The organism is Pseudomonas sp. SMN5, assembly GCF_052041925.1.
GTDB lineage: Bacteria > Pseudomonadota > Gammaproteobacteria > Pseudomonadales > Pseudomonadaceae > Aquipseudomonas.
On the sequence record NZ_JBKGGX010000008.1, the window covers coordinates 113,002 to 134,281 of the forward strand.

Here is a 21,280-nt window from a genome sequence, read left to right on the forward strand (position 1 = left end):
CTCCCGCTGGACCGGGCTGGCGCTCCAGTGCGCGGCGCTCCTCCAAAAATGCGACTGCTACGCAGCCGAGCGGGAGCAAGCTCCCTCGCCACAGGTATCGGTTACTCAGGAATACGCAGCACCTGTCCCGGATAGATCTTGTCCGGGTGCGTGAGCATCGGCTTGTTGGCCTCGAAAATCTTGTTGTACTGGTTCGCGTCGCCGTATTCAGTCTTGGAGATGGCGCTGAGTGTGTCGCCCCTCTTCACGGTGACGAAACGCGCCGCTTTCGCCACTGGGCCGGTCACCGTGATCTGGTCATCCACACTGCCAACCCCTGCGATATTACCTACGGCCAACAGGATTTTTTCCTTTTCTTCCTGGCTGCTTACTTCACCGGTCACCGTGACTTTGTCACCTTCGATGGTTGCGTGAACATTCGGATTACCCAGCCCGACCTGCTTGATATGCTCTTTCAACTGCTCGCTGGCATTGGCATTGCCAGGCGTCAGCAGGTCGATCAGTTTTTCGCCTGCTTCCTTCACAAAGTTAAAAAGACTCATGGTGCACACTCCTTGGATTTAAGTGTCCAAACGCCAAGACTAGACCAACCCAGACGAACCCGGTGCCCAGCCGACCAATGACCCCGTCACCCGCAAGCGCTAGAATCCGAAACTTCCTGCGCCCTGGAGCGAAGATGGACATCAAGCAGCTGAAATTTCTTATCGCACTGGATGAAACCCGCCACTTCGGCCAAGCCGCCGCCCGCTGTCACATCACCCAACCGACCCTGTCGATGCGCCTGCGCAGTCTCGAGGAAGAACTCGAGCTGCCATTGGTCAATCGCGGCCAGCGCTTTGAAGGGTTTACCGCGCCGGGAGAGCGGGTGCTGGCCTGGGCGCGCACGGTGCTGGCGGCCTATGACGGCCTGCAGGCCGAAGCGGCGGCCTGTCGCGGTAATCTGGTGGGCACGCTGCGCCTGGGTGTGGTGCCGCTGTCGGATTTCGATCCGCTGGCGATGATGCAGCGCTTGCACACCGAGCACCCCAACCTGCGCTTTGAACTATCCTCCCTGAGTTCCGAGCAAATCCTCGAGCAACTGGCGAACAACCGCATCGACCTGGGCATTTCCTATCTCGAGCGCCTGGACAACGAGCGTTTCGAGGCCCTTACGTTCAGCCATACCCGCATGGGCCTGCTGTACGACCAGCGATTTTTCTTTTTTGGCGAGCAGCCGCTGACCTGGCAGGCACTGATCGAATTGCCCTTGGGCATGCTCACCAGCGGCATGCATTTTCGTCAGTCCATCGACTACAACTTTCACAGCCGGGGCCTGACGCCTCAGCCGCTGTTGCAAACCGACGCCGTGCATCAATTGTTACAAGCTGTGCACGGCGGACTGTGTTGCGCGGTGATGCCCTTGGAAAACGGCCTGGATGTGCTGACCGAAGACCTGCGCATCCAGCCTATCGAAAGCGCACAGACGCTGGTCCCGCTGGGAATGATCATGCGGCGCGGCGCGCCACGTTCGGCGCTGGCGGAGGCCTGCTTCGCCCTCTACCAGAAATCAATGACAGGAAGTTGATCGACGTCATCTATTGAAAGATCAGTAATAGCGATTAGACGTGGCAGATTGCCGCATTTAGTCTTACCACTATTCCTACTTTCAGTGATGCCCATGAACGACAAGCCCCCTGCCTGCCCGGCACCCTCGGTGGAAACACCCGGGCCGGCCGCCAGCCAGAGCTATCGCTACTGCAATCTGGACCGCTCGCAATCGGACAGCACCGCGCTGGCCGAGGAAGTGGCGCTGGCAATTGCCTATAACGGCATCAGCCAGGCCGTCATGCTGGTCACCCCGACCGACCTTGAAGACTTCATCGTCGGCTTCAGCCTGGGCAGCGGCATCATTGAAGACGCGACGGACATCTATGACCTGCAACTGATCGGCGCAGGTTCCGCGCACCATGCCCAGGTGACCATCGCCAACCGTGCGTTCTGGAACCTCAAGCAACAACGCCGACAACTGGCTGGTACCAGCGGCTGTGGCCTGTGCGGCGTAGAAGCGGTGGAGCAGGCGTTGCCCAACCTCAAGGTCTTGCCAGGCGCGCCGCTCCCACCTGCGCAATGGCTCGATGGCCTGCGCCAGCGCATCAGTCAGTTCCAACCCCTGGGCCAGCACTGTGGGGCGGTCCACGCAGCGCTGTTCATGAACGCCCAGGGCGAGTTATTGCTGGGCCGCGAAGACGTTGGCCGGCATAACGCCCTCGACAAGCTGATCGGCGCGCTGGTCCGGCAACAGATCCCGGTCGCCGGGGGCCTGGCCATCGTCACCAGCCGTTGCAGCCTGGAATTGATCCAGAAAGTGCTGCGCGCCGGTGTCCAGACCCTGGTCAGCCTGTCGTCGCCCACCGGTCTTGCCGTGCAGTGGGCCCGCCAACACAACCTCAACCTCATCCACCTGCCGCAAAAAAGTGCGCCGCGGGTCTACAGCCCTGCGATGGAGAATCAAGCGTGAGCAATCATCAACAAGCCGACCAGAAACCAGTACCGCGCTATAAGCCCTACAAGGGCCCGGCCGGCGGTTGGGGCGCGCTGATCAGCGTCGCCCAGGCCTGGCTGACCAGCGACAACGCGCTGAAAAACATCCGCATGATGCTCAAGACCAACCAGAACGGCGGGTTCGACTGCCCCGGCTGTGCCTGGGGCGACTCGCCGGAAAGCGGCATGGTCAAGTTCTGCGAAAACGGCGCCAAGGCCGTGAACTGGGAAGCCACCAAGCGTCGCGTCGATGCTGCCTTCTTTGCCCGTCACAGCGTGACCTCGTTGCTGGAACAGAGCGACTACTGGCTCGAATACCAGGGCCGCCTGACCGAGCCGATGAGCTATGACGCCGAAACCGACCGCTACAAGCCCATCAGTTGGGAAGCGGCGTTCGCACTGATTGGCAAGCACCTGCAAGGGCTGTCCAGTCCGAACCAGGCCGAGTTCTATACCTCCGGCCGGGCCAGCAACGAAGCGGCCTACCTGTACCAGCTGTTCGTACGCGCCTTCGGCACCAACAACTTCCCCGACTGCTCGAACATGTGTCACGAAGCCAGCGGCGTGGCGTTGTCCCAGAGCGTCGGCGTGGGCAAGGGCACGGTGACCTTCGACGATTTCGAGCATGCCGACGCCATTTTCGTCTGGGGTCAGAACCCCGGCACCAACCACCCACGGATGCTCGAGCCGCTGCGTGAAGCGGTGAAGCGCGGCGCCCAGGTAGTGTGCATCAACCCGCTCAAGGAGCGTGGCCTGGAGCGTTTCCAGCATCCGCAGCACCCGTTCGAAATGCTCACCAACGGCGATAAGCCGACCAACACCGCCTATTTCCGCCCAGCCCTGGGCGGCGACATGGCAATCCTGCGGGGCATGGCGAAGTTCCTGCTGCAATGGGAACGCGATGCGCAGAAGGCCGGCGAGCCGGCGGTGTTCGACCACGTATTCCTCAACGAACACAGCGCCAACGTGCTGGATTACCTGGCGGTGGTCGACGACACGCCGTGGGAGCAGATCGTCGCGCAATCGGGCATGAGCCTGGCGGACATCGAACAAGCGGCGCGCATGTACGCCCGGAGCAAGAACGTGATCATGTGCTGGGCGATGGGGCTCACCCAGCATCGTCATTCGGTGGCGACCCTGCAGGAACTCGCCAACGTCATGCTGCTGCGCGGCAACATCGGCCGGCCAGGCGCCGGGCTGTGCCCGGTACGCGGTCACAGCAACGTCCAGGGCGACCGGACCATGGGCATCAACGAACGTCCACCGGTGGCGTTTCTCGACACCCTGGAGCGCCGCTTCCAGTTCAAGGTGCCGCGGGAAAACGGCCACAACGTGGTCGAGGCGATCCATGCCATGGCCGAAGGGCGGGCGAAGGTATTCATCGGCCTGGGCGGCAACTTCGCCCAAGCCACGCCGGACAGCCAGCGGACCTTCCAGGCCCTGACCAACTGCGACCTGACCGTGCAGATCAGCACCAAGCTCAACCGCAGCCACCTGGCCCACGGCAAGCAAGCGCTGATCCTGCCGTGCCTGGGGCGCACCGACATCGACCTGCAATCCGAAGGCGCGCAAGCGGTGACCGTGGAAGACTCGTTCAGCATGGTCCACGCCTCCATGGGCCAGTTGCAACCGCTGTCGAACCAGATGCGCTCCGAACCCTGGATCATCGCCGGCATCGCGGCTGCCACCCTGGGCAGCCACCCGGTGGACTGGAACTGGCTGGCGGCCGACTACAGCCGCATCCGCGACCTGATCGCCGATACCGTCCCCGGCTTCAAGGATTTCAACGAAAAAATCCAGAACCCCGGTGGCTTCTACCTGGGCAACAGCGCCGGTTCGCGTCGCTGGAACACGGCGTCGGGCCGGGCCAACTTCAAGCCTAACTTGCTGCCGACCGACCTGGTGCACGAACGCACCCGTGCCACCGGCCAGTTGCCGGACCTGATCATGCAATCGATGCGCTCCCACGATCAGTACAACACCACCATCTACGGCCTAGATGACCGTTATCGCGGTGTTAAAGGCCAGCGCGACGTGTTGTTCGCCAACGAGGCCGACATCATTCGCCTGGGTTTCCGGCCGGGACAGAAAGCCGACATCGTCTCGCTCTGGGATGATGGTCGCGAACGTCGGGTCAAGGGTTTCACCCTGCTGGCGTTCGACATTCCGGCCGGGCAGGCTGCTGCTTACTATCCTGAAGTGAACCCGTTGGTGCCCTTGGAGAGCATCGGCGACGGCAGCCACACGCCAACGTCGAAGTTCGTGGCGATTCGCCTGGAAGCGGCCAGCGAGGATGGCTTGATCCTGGCCAAGTCGGCCTGACGTTCCTGTGGGCAAGGGGCAAAAAACCTTGCCCGCTACGCAATACTGTCCACTAAGCACATCGCTGAACCGTGGTGAGGGAGCTTGCTCCCGCTTGACCGGCTGGCGTTCCAGTGCGAAGCGCGCACAAAAAAGGGCTGCTGTGCAGCCCAGCGGGAGCGAGCTCCCTCGCCACGATGAGTTCATACGCGTCAAGTGAACGGTATACGCCATCCATTGCACTTTTCGACCACCCACAAAAAAGGCCGCTTTCCCTAGAAAACGGCCTGTCCGAAGTAGCTAAAGACCGAGTAAAACGGCTTAAGTTCCAGACTAAAAACAATAACTTAGAGAATTGTGCACAAGTCGTGTTACTCGTCGGATTTCGATTGTCACGCAGCGAAGCCAGCCTCAGGATCGCGCCGTCATCCCTTTGAGGCTCCTCTATGAAGTTCTCCTCCATTCTCTTGTTGTCCCTTGGCCTGGTCAGCGGCATCGCCTCTGCGGGTGGTACTGCCGAAGCAGGCGTTGGCGGCGCATTGGGCGGGGTTTTGGGTTCGGTCGTCGGCCAGTCCCTGGGCGGCAACACCGGCTCCACTATCGGCGCGGCCCTGGGCGGCGCGGGTGGTAGTGCGGTCGGTGCAGACAAACACAGCCGCGGCGAAGCAGCCATTGGTGGTGCGCTGGGCGCAGCCGGCGGTAACGTGGTCGGCCGCAGCGTAGGCGGTACCACCGGCAGCCTGATCGGCGCAGCAGCGGGCGGCGGTGCCGGCGGCGCACTGGGTAACTACATGGGCAAGGACGACGACGATGATCGTCGTTATGACGGCCGCCGCGGCGATCGCCGCTACTACCGTGACGGCCATCCGGGTCGCGGCCATGCCTACGGGCATCGCAAGCATCACCATCGCCACTACCGCGACTAACGACTGACTGATAACGCCGTTGACAATCGCAGCCTCCGACAGCGCCTGGCGCTGATCGCAGGCTGCGATTTTCGTTTCAGACCACCAGTCGCTGCAAAGCCCCGCGCAACCGATCCGGAATCGCCACCGGTCGATTCGACGCCCGATCCACGAACACGTGGACAAACCGTCCCGCTGCGCACGCCTCCTCTTCACCTTCCTTGAACACCGCCAGCTCGTACTGCACCGAGCTACTGCCCAGCTTGGCAACGCGCAAGCCGACTTCAATTTTTTCCGGAAAAGCGATCGAGGCAAAGTAGTCGCAGGAGGAACTCACCACAAACCCCACCACCTCGCCGCCATGAATATCCAGGCCGCCGGTTTCGATCAGGTAGGTGTTCACCGCCGTATCGAAAAAGCTGTAGTAGGTGACGTTGTTGACGTGACCGTATACATCGTTGTCATGCCAGCGCGTAGTGAGCGGTTGCAAATGAAGGTATTCGGAACGTTGGGGCATCAGTTGTCCTTGTGGGGGCTCGTTGATGGGTTCGTGGCGCCGGGCCGGACCTAGCGCTGGGCGAAGCCCTTGCCCTGGGCTGCCAGTTCGCTGATCAGCCGTGCAGGCTTCCAATGATCGCCCTGCTTCGTTTCAAGCTCCAGCAGCCGCACGTGAATGTCATCCAGGCCCTGTTCATCGGCCCAGGCCATCGGGCCACCCTTGTCCGCCGGGAATCCATAGCCATTGAGGTAGACCAGGTCAATATCGTGGGCCGACTCGGCAATGCCTTCCTGCAGGATCTTCGCCCCTTCGTTGACCAACGCCAGCAGGCAGCGCTCGCGAACTTCTTCCGGTCCAATTTCGCGACGCTGAAAACCCAGCTCTTCACTGACCCGCAGCACCAACGCATCGACTTCAACATCATGCTCGGCCTGTCGGCTGCCAGGTTCGTAGTGATAGTAACCGTTGCCGCTCTTCTGCCCGAACCGCCCCAATTCGCACAAGCGATTATCCACTTGCACCTCGGGTGCATCCTGGCCTTTGCCCGCCAGCTCACGGGCGCGCCATTCCAGATCGATCCCAACGACGTCGTACATACGGAACGGGCCCATGGCGAAACCGAAAGCCTGCAATGCCGCATCCACCTGATGGGGAAATGCCCCCTCCAGCAGCATCTTGCGCGCCTCCAACACGTAGGGGTGCAACATGCGGTTGCCGATGAAACCGTGGCAATTGCCAGAAATCACGCTGACCTTGCCCATGCGCTTGCCCAACACCAGGGCCGCCTCCAGCACCGCCTTGGAAGTCTGCGCACCGCGTACGACTTCCAGCAATTTCATGATGTGCGCCGGGCTGAAAAAATGCAGGCCCAGTACCTGGGTGGGCCGCTGCGTGACTGCAGCAATGGCATCGATGTCCAGGGCCGACGTGTTGCTTGCCAGGATCGCCTCGTGCTTGAGCAGGCCATCGAGTTCGCGGAAAATTTTCTGCTTCAGTTCGAGGTTTTCATACACCGCCTCGATCACCAGGTCCACGTCGCGAATTGCCGTGTAGTCATCGGCGCGGGTCACCCGCGCGATCCGGGCATCGGCTTCGCCCTGGTCAATACGTCCCTGGCGCACGCTGTGGGCGTAGGTCTCAGCCACCGCGATCAGTGCCTGCTCAAGCATCTGTGGATTGTTGTCGACCCACTGCACCGCTACTCCGGCATTGGCCAGGCACATCACAATGCCCCGCCCCATAGTGCCTGCACCGACCACGGCGGCGCGCTGAATATCGAAGGGTGTCTGGCTCATGTTGGCTCTCTTGTTGGCGATCCAAAGACAGCCTTCACCTTAGCCAGCGTGAGATTTTTTTTGAAATTTATTCGTGTGATGGTGGGCATTCAGCGGATGGATGCGGCGCAGGTGTCCTTGGGTCCAGCGACGAGGCCGCAGCCGTCGGTCTCTTCTAAGTTCGACCCTTACGCGATTTTTGATTGTCACTCATAAGATGTTAAATACAGATCAAGGCCATGGGGAAAAGCCACCGACTCCAACCGCTCAATCTCCAGTACTTGTGTCACAGAAAGTCTGAAGTCCACTCCCACGTGATCATCCTCACTTTTCCAGCCCATGACGGTCTTCAGAACCTCTGCTACCAAACTGAGGTTCTGCTCAAATACCAGTTCATCCTTGCCTGGACGGTAGCCCAACACTGCAAAACTCATGGATCTACCTCCCTCGTCTTATCCGCACTTTTTGTTTGATGACCAGTAACATGATCGAACTCGCCTTGGTGTTTTCCACGTCTGTTGTATTTTTCAAGCGCTCCATGCTGCCGATCCCATTCATAAATGTTTCCCGCTCGATCCCTCCAGCGCGGACGTAACGCCCCTCCGCCTTGTACCGCAGTTTTTGACCGGACACGAAAAAGGTCAGGAAAAGCAGGCAGAACACCTTTAGGGGTCGGATGATATTTATGATCAGAAACACTCAACACAATATAAAGCGGCGAAACCCCCGAACCCACCGGAAACACAAGAATGAAATCCTTGTACTCCGGTGGATAAATCGGATTGACGATAATGCTGTCCGCCGCGGGGGTTGGTGGAAAGATCCAGATATGAGGTGCCTGGGGAGCGGCCTCCAAGGCCGGAATTCCCAGCGTCGCCGAAGGATCCTGCGCTGGCGTCCAGATCAATTCGACCCCATCGCCAAAGTCCGCGACATAGAGGTCGCCGCGAACCTGAAAGGTCACCACCGGAATCATTTCCCAGTCAGGTCGTGCCTGGGTGTTGTAGCCATACCCTTTCAGCGTCCCGTCGGCTCGGGTTTCGATATGCAAGCGAACGCGGGTGCGAGCGTGTTCCAGGGAGCGCAATTGATCTTCGGTATAGAGTGAGCCGTCACCCAGGCTGGTAGGCGCCAACAAGCCCACCAGCCCCAGCAGCGCTCCGGCCGCCACAGGTGCGGAGATCGCGCCGACAGCGGCACTGGTGCCGGTACCCATGGCATTCAGTGCCGTCCCGCCCAAGGCAAACGTACCGAAGCTGGCCGGTAACGTACCGGTGATTCTTTTCAGCGGTACGCGTCCCGACTCGTCTGCCTGGCGCCCACCCAGCAGCGTCACCGTGCCGTACTCTTTCACAAGCTCCGTAGGGATGTAGCCGGTTGGATTGCAGTAGTCGATAACCGCATCGGGCAACTTGCAGGACTTGGTGAATACGCAGCCCCGTATGGCCGGAGCGTGCTCTTGGTGCAGTTGGGCCAGGCGCGCCTTCATGTAAGCGTCCTGCCTGCCGAGCATGGCGTCGTGGCGTTGTTGATCGACTGCTCGCTTAGCCAGCTCGGCTGGGGTCATATCCCGCAGCCTCCTGTAGCCCCAGTCGCCACCGTGGTGCTCCCAGACCTGGGGCTCACCGGGTTTTCCTTTGCTCATCGTTCGTCCTTGCCCGGCCGTATCAACCCGGATTGAAAGGGAGGGACAAACCTTACCGACCAATTAAAAGAACGCTTACCAGACGCTTCCTGAATCGTTGTGGGATCGTTCCTCTTTGTTCCGGTGAACAACGATTTCACTCTGGCATTTCCCATCCAGACACGCCCCATCGGCCCGGACTCCGCCATGCACCTCACCCCAGGCTTCCTGCGTCAGTTCGTCGAGCCTTAGAAACGCTACCGGATGGTGCAGCGCCAACCCTTTCCTCTATGCCACGAAGTGATACAAATCCGAGCACTTTGATGCCTCGTCCATGGCTCTCCCGCGGGTTAAGGTGCGCCATCATTCATGCGTTACGCCGAGGCTTGGAAGCCGGGCGTTCAACATTCTGTTCAAGGACCGAACCATGCCCTACCCGTTTTCTGCGCCATGCGCGCTGGCGATTGCGTCAACCTTCCTATTGAGCGGCTGCCTGACCCTGCCCGCCTCCTCCGGCGTTGAACCCGCCGAGTTCGAAACCCCGGAGTATCATGCCCAACCTGGCTTGGCCGTGGTCAAGGCTTCATCCCTGTACGCTCGTGGAGGCAGCGGCCAGAACGTAACCGTGGCGCTGGTCGATTCGGGGCTCGCGGGTGATTTGAAGGAGTTCGAAGGCAGGCTGGCCGACCCTGGGTTCGATTATGTCGAGGGGCGCGCCGCTACGATTGACCGGATCGGCCACGGCACGCAAATGGCCGGCATCCTTGCCGCCAACAAGGACGACCGGGGCATGCATGGCATCGCGTTCAATGCACGGCTGATCCCCTTCCGTTTCGGCGACGATAACGAGCCGTTCTTCTTCGACAACAACATCGCACAGTCCTGGCAAAGTGGCTTCGACAAGGGCGCCCGAGTGTTCAACAACTCGTGGGCCAACGCCATTCCGGCCACTGAAATCAACGAAGCACGGTACAACCAGGTGATGCCAGATTCCCTGGCGGTTGCCCGGAAACTGGTAGCGGACGGCGCCGTATTTGTCTTTCCGACCGGCAACGAACTCAAGCGCGAGCCATTGGCCGAGCCCGGATTGCCGGTCGCATTACCTGAACTGGAAAAGGGTTGGATCGCAGTGGTGGCCTTGAAGAGCGACGGCAGCGCCATCAATGGAAAATCCAACTATTGTGGTGTTGCAGCCGCCTGGTGCATCGCTGTCCCTGGCGGCGACGCCGGCGCAGAGGCCGGTCTGCTCACCGTAGGCAAGGACGGTCGCTACCTGCAAACGGCCGGCACATCACCGGCCGCCGCCCTCGTCAGCGGCGCCCTCGCGGCGCTTCAAAGTCTGTATCCGGCACTCAGCCCGCACCAGGTACGTGAACACCTTCTGGCGACGGCCAACCGCTCGGGAATCTATGCCAACAGCGAAGCTTATGGCAGAGGGTTGATGGACCTTGAGGCTGCCGCGTTACGCCGGCCTGAACAAATGACGAACTGAACGAAAATCCAGCAAACACATTGCATCGAAACCGCCAGCGGCAAGACGCCCACGGCTCGCAACCTGGAAAAAAGGAAATGACCATGTCGTACAAACTCGCCTTACCCGCCACCCTGCTCCTGTCCCTGTTGCTGGGCGGATGCATGGAAATACCGGAGGAGCCGCCCATTCTGGCGACGCTCGAAACTCCAGTTGCTGGGTCTGCAACATCCTGACGATCCGATTAGCTTTTCCAGAATGCTCGAAAGTCGGTGAAGGCTTTATCGCAGCGGCTTGCTTGGGACTGTCCAGGCGCGAGCAGGAAACCATGGCGCCCGCATTTATCTATCGAACAAATAACCCCTATAAAAAAACCGCCCCTAAGGGCGGTTTTTTCATTCACTGTCCGAGCCTTACAACTGCGGGCCAGCGGCCTTGATCGCGTCGCTCACGTCGAACTTCTTGAAGTTCTCGATGAACAGACCAGCCAGTGCCTTGGCCGCTTCGTCGTAGGCAGCCTTGTCAGCCCAGGTGTTGCGTGGGTTCAACAGGCCAGTCTCGACGCCTGGAACAGCCAGTGGCACGTCCAGGTTGATGATGTCCAGGTGTTCGGTTTCAGCACCGACCAGCGCGCCGCTCTGGATAGCGGCGATCACCGCACGGGTGGTCGGGATGTTGAAACGCTTGCCGACGCCGTAGCCGCCGCCGGTCCAGCCGGTGTTGACCAGATAGACCTTGGAGCCAAAGCCACGGATACGCTTGATCAGCAGTTCAGCGTATTCACCGGCAGGGCGCGGGAAGAACGGGGCGCCGAAGCAGGTGGAGAAGGTCGACTTGATGCCGCTGCCCGAACCCATTTCGGTCGAACCTACCAGCGCGGTGTAGCCGGACAGGAAGTGGTAGGCGGCCTGTTCTTCGCTGAGGATCGACACCGGGGGCAGCACGCCAGTCAGGTCGCAGGTCAGGAAGATCACGGCATTTGGCTCGCCACCGAGGTTCTTCGGTGCGCGTTTTTCGATCAGTTCACGCGGGTAGGCCGCACGGCTGTTCTGGGTCAGGCTGTCGTCGGCGTAGTCGGCTTTCTTGGTCACCGGGTCCAGAACGACGTTTTCCAGCACGGCGCCATGCTGGATGGCTTTCCAGATGACCGGCTCGTTCTTTTCGGACAGGTCGATGCACTTGGCATAGCAGCCGCCTTCAATATTGAAGACCACACCCACGCCCCAGCCGTGTTCGTCGTCACCGATCAGGTAACGGCTTTCATCGGCGGACAGGGTGGTCTTGCCGGTGCCCGACAGACCGAAGAACAGGGTCACATCGCCCTCTTCGCCCATGTTGGCGGCGCAGTGCATCGGCAGCACGTCGGCGGCTGGCAGCAGGAAGTTCTGTACGGAGAACAGGGCTTTTTTCATTTCACCGGCGTAGCGCATGCCAGCGATCAGCACTTTCCTGGCCGCGAAGTTGATGATCACGGTGCCATCGGAGTTGGTGCCGTCGCGCTCAGGCTCGCAGACGAAGTTTGGCGCGTTGAGGATCTGCCACTCCTCCTTGCCGCCGGCGTTGTACTGCTCGGGGTTGATGAACAGGCAGCGGCCGAACAGGTTGTGCCAGGCGGTTTCGGTGGTCATCTTGACCGGCAGGTAGTGGGCAGGATCGGACCCTACATGCACGTGGGAGACAAAACGCTCGCGCTCGCCCAGGTAGGCTTCGACGCGGTTCCACAGGGCATCGAACTTGTCGGCCGGGAACTTGCGGTTGATCGGGCCCCAGGCAATGGCGTCCTGGGTGGTTGGCTCTTCGACAATGAAACGGTCGACTGGCGAACGGCCGGTACGATGACCGGTACGAACAACCAGTGCGCCGGTATCGGCAAGCTCGCCTTCACCGCGATTCAGGGCTTCTTTGACCAGTTCATCGACACTCAGATCGGTGTACACGGCGTTATTGGCTTGCGTCATGAGATTCCCCGTCGGCCCGTGGCCGAGTGCTCCAAACGTTTTGTAGTAGGAAGTCGCGCACTACTACCCGAAAAAAGTGGGCCGGATTATGCCAGAAAAGCCCAAAAAGAGTAGGGCCCTCCCGTCAGTACGGCGTAAATCCGGCGTTTGCCAGGAGATTTACCTGCGCTGAAGCGTTTTAGTGACGAGTATCTGACGGCGTGTCGACACCCGCGCCCGCGAACAACTGAACGATGTCCGCGGCATCGAACAGGTAGCGCTCGTTGCAAAACTGACAATCGATCTCGATGGCACCGCCATGTTCGATCACCAGTTGCTGCGCATCTTCCAGACCCAGACTGACCAGCGCATTACCGGAACGTTCACGGGAGCAACTGCATTGGAAGCGCAACGGCTGGCCGTCGAACAGGCGCACCTGTTCCTCATGGTAGAGGCGGTGCAGCACAGTTTCGTTGTCCAGGCTCAACAGTTCATCGGCGCTCAAGGTGCTGGCCAGAGCGGTGACGTGCTGCCAGCTGGCGTCACGCTCTTCCGGATCGCGGATACGATCGGCGGGCAATTGCTGCAGCAGCAAACCACGGGCACGTCGCCCGTCTGCGTAGAGCCAGAACCGCGAGTTGGTCTGTTGGGACATGACGAAGTAGTTGGTGAAGCAGTCGGCCAGGGTCGCCCCATCGAGATCGACGATGCCTTGGTAACGCTTGCCATGGGTCGGGTCGACCGTCAGGGCCAGTACACCGTTGGGCATCAGGTCCGCCAGGGTCGCATCGGGCGCGATCTGCTCGGCGTCGTAACGAGCCAGGCCGCGGATCTGGCGCTCGCTGGAGCACTCGATCATAAGCAGGGGCACCGGCCCCTCGGAACGGGCCTGGAGAATCAGCAAGCCATCGAACTTCAGGGTGCCGACCAACAGCGCCGCAGCCGCCATCAGTTCACCGAGCAGCTGCGCGACCGGCTCCGGATAAGCGTGTTTGGCGAGGACTTCCGCATAGCTGCGCTCCAACGACACCAGCTCACCACGGGCGTCGCTGTCATCGAAAATGAAACGTTGGGTGAAGTCGGTGTCCGGTAAATCAGTCATAGGGTCTGGTATCTGAGGTGATGACAAATGATGGTGGGCATTTTATGGGCATTGACGGTGGGTTCCAAGCAAGGCGAGGGGTGGACTGACGCGTAGCCTGCACCGCTCGCTCCATTAGGATGCTGATTGAACCTGTGGCGAGGGGATTTATCCCCTCGCCACAATTTTTCACTCCGCCGCCACCTCGCTAGATTGGCAAACAATCCGTTCAGGACCTACTCGCTGTTGTCGCCCCGAAACTTGAACAGGTCCCGACGCTGCTTCTTGCTCGGCTTGCCATCGGTGCTGACGCCCAGGGCCCCCGCCTTGCGTTGGGCAGCCGCGGCTTCGCGCCTGGCGATGCTCGCCTCGGTTTCGCGGTACAGCGTCTGCGCTTCAGGCGCCCCGCGACGCACGATCGACAGAGCTTCGACCACCACGGTCTTTTCATCGAACCCGGCACGGATCACAAACTCATCGCCGACCCGAGGCTCCTTGCCCGGCTTGCAACGCTCGCCCCGGTGATGAACCTTGCCACTTTCAATAGCCGCCTTGGCCAAGGCCCGTGTCTTATAGAATCGCGCCGCCCACAACCACTTATCGAGCCGGACCTTGTCGTCCTCTGCATTTTTTTGTGTCACTGCAATTCCTCTTTCCGCCGATAGTCAGAACTGTACTACCGTTTTTGTCGAGCGCACGAATCGGGCCCGACAGATAGAATGCCGCCGAGCCGACTCCAGCCCCCTGGCCCTGAAAGTTACGACCGGAAACAGGTAGGTAGATAACTGTCGCCATTTTGTGATTATTCTGCGTGAATACCGCGATTCGCGGAGTCCACGATCCGATGTACTGATCGCAGGTTTTTTTATTGAAGACTTTTGACCATTTGACCGTTGTCGGTCTACGCGAGTGGGTGGCGCTCCCGGATCTGGGAGTCGCGGGCCTGCGGGCCAAGATCGACACCGGCGCCAGCACCTCCAGCCTGCACGCCACGGACATCGAGCCCTTCGAGCGCAATGGTGAGAAGTGGGTACGCTTCACGGCGCACCTCGGCACGGTGGTGCAACTGCGCCATCGCCGTTGCGAGGCCCCGCTGGTGGCGCGCAAGACCATAAAAAGCTCCAACGGCCACGCCCAGGTCCGCTACGTGATCAGCACCACGTTGGCACTGGGTGACCGGATCTGGCGGGTCGAATTCACTCTGGCCTGCCGCAAGTCCATGCGATATCGCCTGTTACTGGGTTCCAAAGCCTTGATCGACGGCCAGTTGGTGGTCAATCCAGGCACCAAATACGTTCAAGACAAGCCGGTGTTCCCGGTGTCCACTACCTCTGCCACAGGTGTTGCATGAAGATCGCTGTGCTGTCGCGAAATCCGCGTCTGTATTCCACTCGTCGCCTGGTTGAAGCCGGGACCGAACGTGGCCATGAAATGGTGGTGATCGATACCCTGCGCGCCTACATGAACATTGCCAGCCACAAGCCGCAGATCCACTACCGCGGCAAACCGCTGGAAGGCTTCGATGCGGTGATTCCGCGCATCGGCGCATCAGTGACATTCTATGGCTGCGCCGTATTGCGTCAGTTTGAAATGATGGGCGTGTATCCCCTCAACGAGTCCGTGGCCATCGCCCGCTCCCGGGACAAGTTGCGCTCGCTGCAACTGCTGTCGCGCCGGGGTATCGGCCTGCCCGTGACCGGTTTCGCCCACTCCCCGGACGACATCCCCGACCTGATCGCCATGGTCAACGGCGCGCCGCTGGTGATCAAGGTGCTGGAAGGCACTCAGGGCATCGGCGTGGTCCTGTGCGAGACCGCCACGGCGGCGGAATCGGTGATCGAGGCATTCATGGGTTTGAAGCAGAACATCATGGTCCAGGAGTACATCAAGGAAGCCGGCGGCGCGGATATCCGCTGTTTCGTCGTGGGCGACAAGGTAATCGCCTCGATGAAACGCCAGGCCCGGCCCGGAGAGTTTCGCTCCAACCTGCATCGTGGCGGCAGCGCCAGCCTGATCAAGATCACTCCGGAAGAGCGCATGACCGCCCTGCGTGCCGCAAAGGTCATGGGCCTGGCCGTTGCGGGTGTAGACATCCTGCGTTCCAACCACGGGCCGTTGGTCATGGAAGTCAACTCATCGCCCGGCCTGGAAGGAATCGAGACCACCACCAGCAAGAACGTGGCGGGGATCATCATCGAGCATCTGGAAAAGAATGGCGGGCCGAACATGACCCGGACCAAAGGCAAAGGATAGGGGCAGCTGTAAGCCGCAAGCTGCACTGCCTGAGCTTGTAACTTGTAGCTTGTAACTTGTAACTTGTAGCTTGTAGCTTGTAGCTTGTAGCTTGCGGCTTGTAGCTTGTAGGCGCCCCTAGACCGCATCCCGAGGCAGCATCAACCCCAGCGGCAAGCGCACCCGCGCTTCCAGGCCGCCACCGACGCGGTTGCGCAACTCTACATTGCCGCCATGCATCGAGGCGATGCGCTTGACGATGGCCAGGCCCAGCCCCGTGCCCTTCCCACCTCGGGCGCGGTCGCCGCGGGTAAAGGGATTGAAAATCGCTTCCAGCTCCGACGGATCGATGCCCGCGCCACGATCCATGACGCTCAGCACCACATAAGGCGCACTGGTGTCGCCGGAAACATAAGCCGCGACTTCGACGTCGGATCCGGCGTGGTTCAGGGCATTGCCGATCAGGTTGTTCAACAGCCGTTTCATCGACACCCTGCGCAACGGGAACGGCTGGATCGGCTCCAGTCGCAGGTGTACTTTTTCACCGTTCTGGTTATAGGGTGCAGCGACTTCCCGCACCAGATCGCTGAGGTCCACCTCTTCCACCGACTCATCGCGACCATCGCGGATGAACGCCAGGAACTGGTCGAGGATCGCATCCATGTCCTCGATGTCGCGCACCATTTCGTCCGTCAGGTCGGTGTGCTCGCCCATCAGCTCCAGGGATAGTCGCAGCCGCGTCAGCGGCGTGCGCAAGTCGTGGGAAACACCCGCAAGCATCAGCTCACGCTCGCGCCCGGCCTGCTCGACATCTTCGGCCATCTGGTTGAAGGCACGGTAAACCTCGGTCATCTCGCTGGGCGTGTCGCTGATGGGCAATCGGACGCTGCGGCCCTGGCCCAATTGGCGGGCAGCGTAGACCAGCCGCTTCAACGGCTGGTTGAGCTGACTGACGAAGATCCACGCCGAAGCCGTCGACAGCAGGCCGATGGCCAGGAACCAGCCGAGTACGTTCCAGATTTTCTGTCCGCGCAAAGGATGCGGGTACAACGGCACCTTCAGCCAGCCGTCTCCCAGGCTCGGAGCCCGTACCCACAGCGCCGGAGGCGAATGCATGCGCAAGCGGACCTCGGTGTCGGCTCCCAGCTCAGCCTGCATTTGTCGTTGATAGATCTCGCTGTAGGGCCAGTGCTGTTCACCTTCCGGCACGCCGGCACCGACCACGCGGATCAGCGTCGCCGCCTCGGCGATCTTCGTCCGGTTGGTTTCGTCCGCCGCCCAGTAGGCCCGTAAGGTCAAGGCCACGCCATGGCTGTACTGGCGGTCCACGAGAACGTCCTCGTTCATCAGCAGGTATACCAGCGTCAGAGCCTTGGAAAAGAGCACGACGATCAAAACCAGCCAGAGGGTGCGGGAGAAGAAGCTCTGGGGGAACCAAACGGGGGTTTTCATGGATAACCGCTACACACTTGCAGGAGCGAGCGATACTCGCACAATGACGGACCGCGGGTCGCCTGAAGGAAGACAATTCCCGACAGGCCACCCGCTCCTACAAATCACCGATCACTTGCTGGCGGCGCCATCCGGCACGAAGACATAACCCACGCCCCAGACCGTCTGGATGTAACGCGGCTTGGATGGATCAGGCTCGATCATCCGACGCAGACGGGAAATCTGCACGTCGATGGAGCGCTCCAGTGCGTCCCACTCGCGACCCCGGGCCAGGTTCATCAACTTGTCGCGGGTCAGCGGCTGGCGAGCATTCATCACCAGGGCCTTGAGCACCGCGAACTCGCCGGTGGTGAGCATGTGGACCTCATTGCCGCGCTTGAGCTCGCGAGTCGCCAGGGACAACTCGTAGTCGCCGAAGGTCACGCTCTCGTCTTCGCTGCCCGGGGCGCCAGGCACCGGAGCCGACTGGCGACGCAGGACAGCCTTGACGCGGGCCATCAGCTCGTCCGGGTTGAACGGCTTGGCCAGGTAATCGTCGGCGCCCAGTTCGAGCCCCTTGATACGACTCAGCTCGTCGCCCTTGGCGGTGAGCATGATGATCGGGATCTGGTTGTTCGCGCCACGCAGCCGGCGGCAGGCGGTGAGGCCGTCTTCGCCGGGCAGCATCAGGTCGAGCACCACCAGGTTGAACACTTCACGGGCCAGGAGCCGGTCCATCTGTTCGGTATTGGGTACGGTGCGGGCGCGGTAGCCCTTGCTGACGAAAAAGCGCTCCAGCAGGCTGCTCAGCCCTGGATCGTCGTCAACGATAAGAATTTTTTCGCCTTCAGCAGTTTGTGCAGTGCTGCTCATAGGAAGCTCCTTTGATCTTGGCGCGCATTATGGCCTAGCTGCCGTTATACGCACCCGTGTGCATTGTTAGCAGATTTTTCCTCCAACTCCACAAATCCGCGGATCGAGCCTACAACCACACACCACTCCCTAAGGACGGAACGCTGGTTATAATGCGCGGCCTTTTGTGCCAGGGGATGTCGGTTCTTGATCAATCGACATGTATGTTCCCCGGCCGGCAGCACTTTCTGAATTTCGCGGATCGACAGGCAGCCTGTCGATCCAGGCAGCGACCCATGCCAGGCCGCTCAACCAGTCTCGCCGAGCCCCGCTAGCGTGGCGGCGAGCCTGATTTCATCATTTGTCAGGTGGTTTTATGGACAGCATCAACAGCCGCATCGCCGAGGAACTCGGCGTACGCCCGCAACAGGTCGAAGCGGCCGTCGCGCTACTCGATGAAGGCTCCACGGTGCCTTTCATCGCCCGTTACCGGAAAGAAGTGACCGGCAGCCTCGATGACACCCAGTTGCGTCATCTGGAAGAGCGCCTGCGCTACCTGCGTGAACTCGACGAGCGGCGCATCAGCATCCTGGCCAGCATCCAGGAGCAAGGCAAGCTGACCCCGGCGCTGGAGCGCGACATCAAGCTGGCCGATACCAAGACCCGCCTCGAAGACCTCTACCTGCCGTACAAGCAAAAGCGCCGCACCAAGGGCCAGATCGCCCTGGAAGCCGGTCTCGGCGAGCTGGCCGACGGCCTGTTCAACGATCCGAGCCTGGCCCCGGAAACCGAAGCGGCGCGCTTCGTCAACGCAGAAAAGGGTGTGGCGGACGTCAAGGCCGCCCTGGAAGGCGCCAAGTACATCCTCATGGAGCGTTTCGCCGAAGACGCCAACCTGCTGGAAAAACTGCGCAACTTCCTCAAGCAGGAAGCCATCCTCAGCGCCCGCGTAATTGCCGGCAAGGAAGAGGAAGGGGCCAAGTTCCGCGATTACTTCGAACACGACGAACCGCTCAAGAGCGTGCCGTCCCACCGCGCTTTGGCGATTTTCCGCGGCCGCAACGAAGGCATTCTCAGTTCCGCATTGAAAGTCGGCGATGAGCTGCCCGGCACGATGCATCCGTGCGAAGGCATGATCGGCCAGCAGTTCGGCATCCAGAACCAGAACCGCCCCGCCGACAAGTGGCTGGCCGAGGTGGTGCGCTGGACCTGGAAGGTCAAGCTCTATACCCATCTGGAGAGCGACCTGCTGGGCGAATTGCGCGACAGTGCCGAGACCGAGGCGATCAACGTCTTCGCCCACAACCTGCACGACCTGCTGCTGGCCGCGCCGGCCGGCCCGCGTGCCACCCTGGGCCTGGACCCGGGCCTGCGCACCGGTTGCAAGGTGGCGGTGGTGGACTCCACCGGCAAGCTGCTGGACCACACCACGGTCTACCCCCACGTCCCGCACAACAAGTGGGACCAGACCCTCGCCGTGCTCGCCGCCCTGTGCGCCAAGCACTCGGTGGACCTGATCGCCATCGGCAACGGCACCGCCAGCCGTGAGACCGACAAACTGGCTGCCGAGCTGATCAAGAAATACCCGGCCATGAAAATGACCAAGGTGATGGTCTCTGAAGCCGGCGCCTCGGTTTATTCGGCGTCGGAACTGGCCGCCAAGGAATTCCCGGACCTGGACGTGTCGATCCGTGGCGCCGTGTCGATTGCCCGGCGCTTGCAGGATCCGCTGGCGGAACTGGTGAAGATCGATCCGAAATCCATCGGTGTCGGCCAATACCAGCACGACGTGTCCCAGCTGAAGCTGGCCCGCGGCCTGGACGCCGTGGTCGAGGACTGCGTGAACGCCGTGGGCGTGGATGTGAACACCGCGTCGGTGGCATTGCTGGCGCGGATCTCCGGCCTGAATGCCACGCTTGCGCAGAACATCGTCACCCACCGCGACGAACACGGCGCATTCAAGTCCCGCGCCGCGTTGAAGAAAGTCCCGCGCCTGGGGGAAAAAACCTTCGAGCAGGCGGCCGGCTTCCTACGCGTCATGAACGGCGACAATCCGCTGGATTCCTCGGCGGTCCACCCCGAGGCCTATCCCCTGGTGCAACGCATCGCCGCCCAGACCGACCGCGACATCCGTTCGCTGATCGGTGACGCCGCGTTCCTCAAGCGCCTGGATCCGAAGAAGTTCACCGACGAAACCTTCGGCCTGCCGACCGTGACCGACATCCTGCAAGAACTGGAAAAACCGGGCCGCGACCCGCGTCCGGAGTTCAAGACTGCCGAGTTCCAGGAAGGCGTCGAAGACCTCAAGGACCTGCAACCCGGGATGATTCTCGAAGGCGTGGTGACCAACGTCACCAACTTCGGTGCGTTCGTCGACATCGGCGTGCATCAGGACGGCCTGGTTCATATTTCGGCGCTGTCGGAGAAATTCATCAAGGACCCGCGCGAAGCGGTGAAGGCCGGTGATGTGGTGAAAGTGAAGGTCATGGAAGTCGACATCCCGCGCAAACGCGTCGGCTTGTCGATGCGCATGAGCGACACGCCGGGCGAAAAAGTCGACGGTGCCCGTGGCGCTCGTCCAGGCTCCACGCCGCGCCAGCCGCAGAGCTCCGCTCCACGCAAGGAAACCGCTACTGCGGCCCCGGCCAACAACGCCATGGCCTCGTTGTTCGCCAACGCCAAGCAGTTGAAGAAACGCTGATGGACATACCGGCCGGGTTGGTGGAAAGCGCGTTTTTCAAGCTGCTCGGCTGCCGTCTGCACAGCCTTGCTGACGGGGTGGCGCAAGTCGCCCTGGGCCTTGAGGCGCCATTGCGCAATCGTGGCGGCAAGCTGCATGGCGGGGCGTTGTTCAGCCTGGTGGACATCGCCATGGGGCTGGCCTGCTCCAGCGTCCATGGTTTTGACCAGCAGAGCGCGACCATCGAGTGCAAGATCAACTACATACGCGCCGTGTCCGAGGGCGAAGTGCTGTGTACCGCCCGGGTGATTCACCCGGGCCGACGCACCCTGGTGGTCGAGGCCGAGGTCGTGCAAGGCGACAAACTGGTCGCAAAAGCGCAAGGCACGTTCGCTGTCCTATAGCTCCCCACCCTCGATTTGAGTTAATTTCGGCGCTGCGAATGCGGCGTCGAAGCTCGCCATGACTCTCTG

20 protein-coding genes are annotated in these 21,280 nt (G+C 61.0%); 10 read left to right on the forward strand and 10 right to left on the reverse strand.

All coding sequences use genetic code 11. The annotated features are described in order from the left end of the window. Window positions 1–101: 101 nt before the first annotated feature. Entirely contained in the window at window positions 102–542 is a 441-nt protein-coding gene (lysM, locus tag ACLEJR_RS10535; protein ID WP_440796695.1) for a peptidoglycan-binding protein LysM, read from the reverse strand. Window positions 543–676: 134 nt separating this feature from the next. Here lysM and ACLEJR_RS10540 point away from each other — a divergent pair, with 134 nt between their 5' ends. The 4 genes from ACLEJR_RS10540 to ACLEJR_RS10555 all read left to right on the forward strand — a co-directional run bounded on the left by ACLEJR_RS10540 (window position 677) and on the right by ACLEJR_RS10555 (window position 5,747). After that, window positions 677–1,564: a LysR family transcriptional regulator gene (locus ACLEJR_RS10540; RefSeq protein WP_440813744.1), complete on the forward strand. Its 888-nt coding sequence runs from the start codon at window positions 677–679 to the stop codon at window positions 1,562–1,564. A 93-nt stretch (window positions 1,565–1,657) separates the two neighbouring features. Beyond that, window positions 1,658–2,497, forward strand: a complete 840-nt coding sequence (fdhD, locus tag ACLEJR_RS10545; RefSeq protein WP_440813746.1) for a formate dehydrogenase accessory sulfurtransferase FdhD — start codon at window positions 1,658–1,660, stop codon at window positions 2,495–2,497. Beyond that, on the forward strand, window positions 2,494–4,842 hold the full coding sequence (locus ACLEJR_RS10550; RefSeq protein ID WP_440813748.1) for an FdhF/YdeP family oxidoreductase: 2,349 nt from the start codon (window positions 2,494–2,496) through the stop codon (window positions 4,840–4,842). Before fdhD ends, ACLEJR_RS10550 begins: the two co-directional genes overlap by 4 nt. Window positions 4,843–5,267: 425 nt before the next feature. Next, the gene (locus ACLEJR_RS10555) at window positions 5,268–5,747 is read left to right on the forward strand and encodes a glycine zipper domain-containing protein (protein ID WP_440796699.1); all 480 of its coding nucleotides are present in this window, start codon (window positions 5,268–5,270) and stop codon (window positions 5,745–5,747) included. A 76-nt stretch (window positions 5,748–5,823) separates the two neighbouring features. Here ACLEJR_RS10555 and ACLEJR_RS10560 read toward each other — a convergent pair whose 3' ends face one another. From ACLEJR_RS10560 to ACLEJR_RS10575, 4 genes are all read right to left on the reverse strand, one after another. Then, a complete protein-coding gene (locus ACLEJR_RS10560) occupies window positions 5,824–6,243 on the reverse strand; it encodes an acyl-CoA thioesterase (RefSeq protein ID WP_440796700.1) in 420 nt (139 codons plus the stop codon). 50 nt (window positions 6,244–6,293) lie between these two features. Beyond that, on the reverse strand, window positions 6,294–7,520 hold the full coding sequence (locus ACLEJR_RS10565) for a 3-hydroxyacyl-CoA dehydrogenase NAD-binding domain-containing protein (protein ID WP_440813751.1): 1,227 nt from the start codon (window positions 7,518–7,520) through the stop codon (window positions 6,294–6,296). Window positions 7,521–7,705: 185 nt separating this feature from the next. Next, window positions 7,706–7,933: a hypothetical protein gene (locus ACLEJR_RS10570; RefSeq protein WP_440813753.1), complete on the reverse strand. Its 228-nt coding sequence runs from the start codon at window positions 7,931–7,933 to the stop codon at window positions 7,706–7,708. Continuing rightward, window positions 7,930–9,144 carry a colicin E3/pyocin S6 family cytotoxin gene (locus ACLEJR_RS10575; protein ID WP_440813756.1) on the reverse strand — a complete coding sequence of 405 codons (1,215 nt, stop codon included), beginning with the start codon at window positions 9,142–9,144 and terminating at the stop codon, window positions 7,930–7,932. Before ACLEJR_RS10575 ends, ACLEJR_RS10570 begins: the two co-directional genes overlap by 4 nt. A 406-nt stretch (window positions 9,145–9,550) precedes the next feature. Between ACLEJR_RS10575 and ACLEJR_RS10580 the strand changes: the two genes are divergently transcribed. Both ACLEJR_RS10580 and ACLEJR_RS10585 read left to right on the forward strand, forming a co-directional pair. Then, window positions 9,551–10,615: a S8 family peptidase gene (locus ACLEJR_RS10580; RefSeq protein ID WP_440813759.1), complete on the forward strand. Its 1,065-nt coding sequence runs from the start codon at window positions 9,551–9,553 to the stop codon at window positions 10,613–10,615. A gap of 83 nt (window positions 10,616–10,698) precedes the next feature. Beyond that, window positions 10,699–10,830, forward strand: coding sequence for a hypothetical protein (locus ACLEJR_RS10585; RefSeq protein ID WP_440796707.1), 132 nt, complete (start codon window positions 10,699–10,701; stop codon window positions 10,828–10,830). A 177-nt stretch (window positions 10,831–11,007) separates the two neighbouring features. Here ACLEJR_RS10585 and ACLEJR_RS10590 read toward each other — a convergent pair whose 3' ends face one another. The 3 genes from ACLEJR_RS10590 to ACLEJR_RS10600 all read right to left on the reverse strand — a co-directional run bounded on the left by ACLEJR_RS10590 (window position 11,008) and on the right by ACLEJR_RS10600 (window position 14,253). Further along, window positions 11,008–12,552, reverse strand: coding sequence for a phosphoenolpyruvate carboxykinase (locus ACLEJR_RS10590; protein ID WP_440796708.1), 1,545 nt, complete (start codon window positions 12,550–12,552; stop codon window positions 11,008–11,010). Between the two features lie 178 nt (window positions 12,553–12,730). Continuing rightward, window positions 12,731–13,633: an Hsp33 family molecular chaperone HslO gene (gene hslO, locus ACLEJR_RS10595; RefSeq protein WP_440813761.1), complete on the reverse strand. Its 903-nt coding sequence runs from the start codon at window positions 13,631–13,633 to the stop codon at window positions 12,731–12,733. Window positions 13,634–13,848: 215 nt separating this feature from the next. After that, window positions 13,849–14,253 carry an RNA-binding S4 domain-containing protein gene (locus ACLEJR_RS10600; RefSeq protein WP_440796710.1) on the reverse strand — a complete coding sequence of 135 codons (405 nt, stop codon included), beginning with the start codon at window positions 14,251–14,253 and terminating at the stop codon, window positions 13,849–13,851. 227 nt (window positions 14,254–14,480) lie between these two features. On the opposite strand from ACLEJR_RS10600, the gene rimB reads away from it, so the two are divergent. Together rimB and rimK are read left to right on the forward strand one after the other, a co-directional pair. Continuing rightward, window positions 14,481–14,963, forward strand: a complete 483-nt coding sequence (gene rimB / locus ACLEJR_RS10605) for a retropepsin-like aspartic endopeptidase RimB (RefSeq protein WP_440813764.1) — start codon at window positions 14,481–14,483, stop codon at window positions 14,961–14,963. Next, a complete protein-coding gene (rimK, locus tag ACLEJR_RS10610) occupies window positions 14,960–15,865 on the forward strand; it encodes a 30S ribosomal protein S6--L-glutamate ligase (RefSeq protein WP_030141550.1) in 906 nt (301 codons plus the stop codon). The genes rimB and rimK overlap by 4 nt, the downstream gene beginning before the upstream one ends. Window positions 15,866–15,982: 117 nt before the next feature. Here the strand turns inward: rimK and ACLEJR_RS10615 are convergent, their stop codons facing one another. Next, the gene (locus ACLEJR_RS10615; RefSeq protein ID WP_440796712.1) at window positions 15,983–17,296 is read right to left on the reverse strand and encodes an ATP-binding protein; all 1,314 of its coding nucleotides are present in this window, start codon (window positions 17,294–17,296) and stop codon (window positions 15,983–15,985) included. A gap of 111 nt (window positions 17,297–17,407) precedes the next feature. Then, window positions 17,408–18,148 carry an osmolarity response regulator transcription factor OmpR gene (gene ompR / locus ACLEJR_RS10620; RefSeq protein WP_260961483.1) on the reverse strand — a complete coding sequence of 247 codons (741 nt, stop codon included), beginning with the start codon at window positions 18,146–18,148 and terminating at the stop codon, window positions 17,408–17,410. Between the two features lie 355 nt (window positions 18,149–18,503). Here ompR and ACLEJR_RS10625 point away from each other — a divergent pair, with 355 nt between their 5' ends. Together ACLEJR_RS10625 and ACLEJR_RS10630 are read left to right on the forward strand one after the other, a co-directional pair. Beyond that, complete coding sequence (locus ACLEJR_RS10625; protein WP_440813766.1) at window positions 18,504–20,828, forward strand: Tex family protein; 2,325 nt, start codon at window positions 18,504–18,506, stop codon at window positions 20,826–20,828. Then, window positions 20,828–21,211 carry a PaaI family thioesterase gene (locus tag ACLEJR_RS10630; RefSeq protein WP_440796714.1) on the forward strand — a complete coding sequence of 128 codons (384 nt, stop codon included), beginning with the start codon at window positions 20,828–20,830 and terminating at the stop codon, window positions 21,209–21,211. The genes ACLEJR_RS10625 and ACLEJR_RS10630 overlap by 1 nt, the downstream gene beginning before the upstream one ends. Window positions 21,212–21,280: the final 69 nt, after the last annotated feature.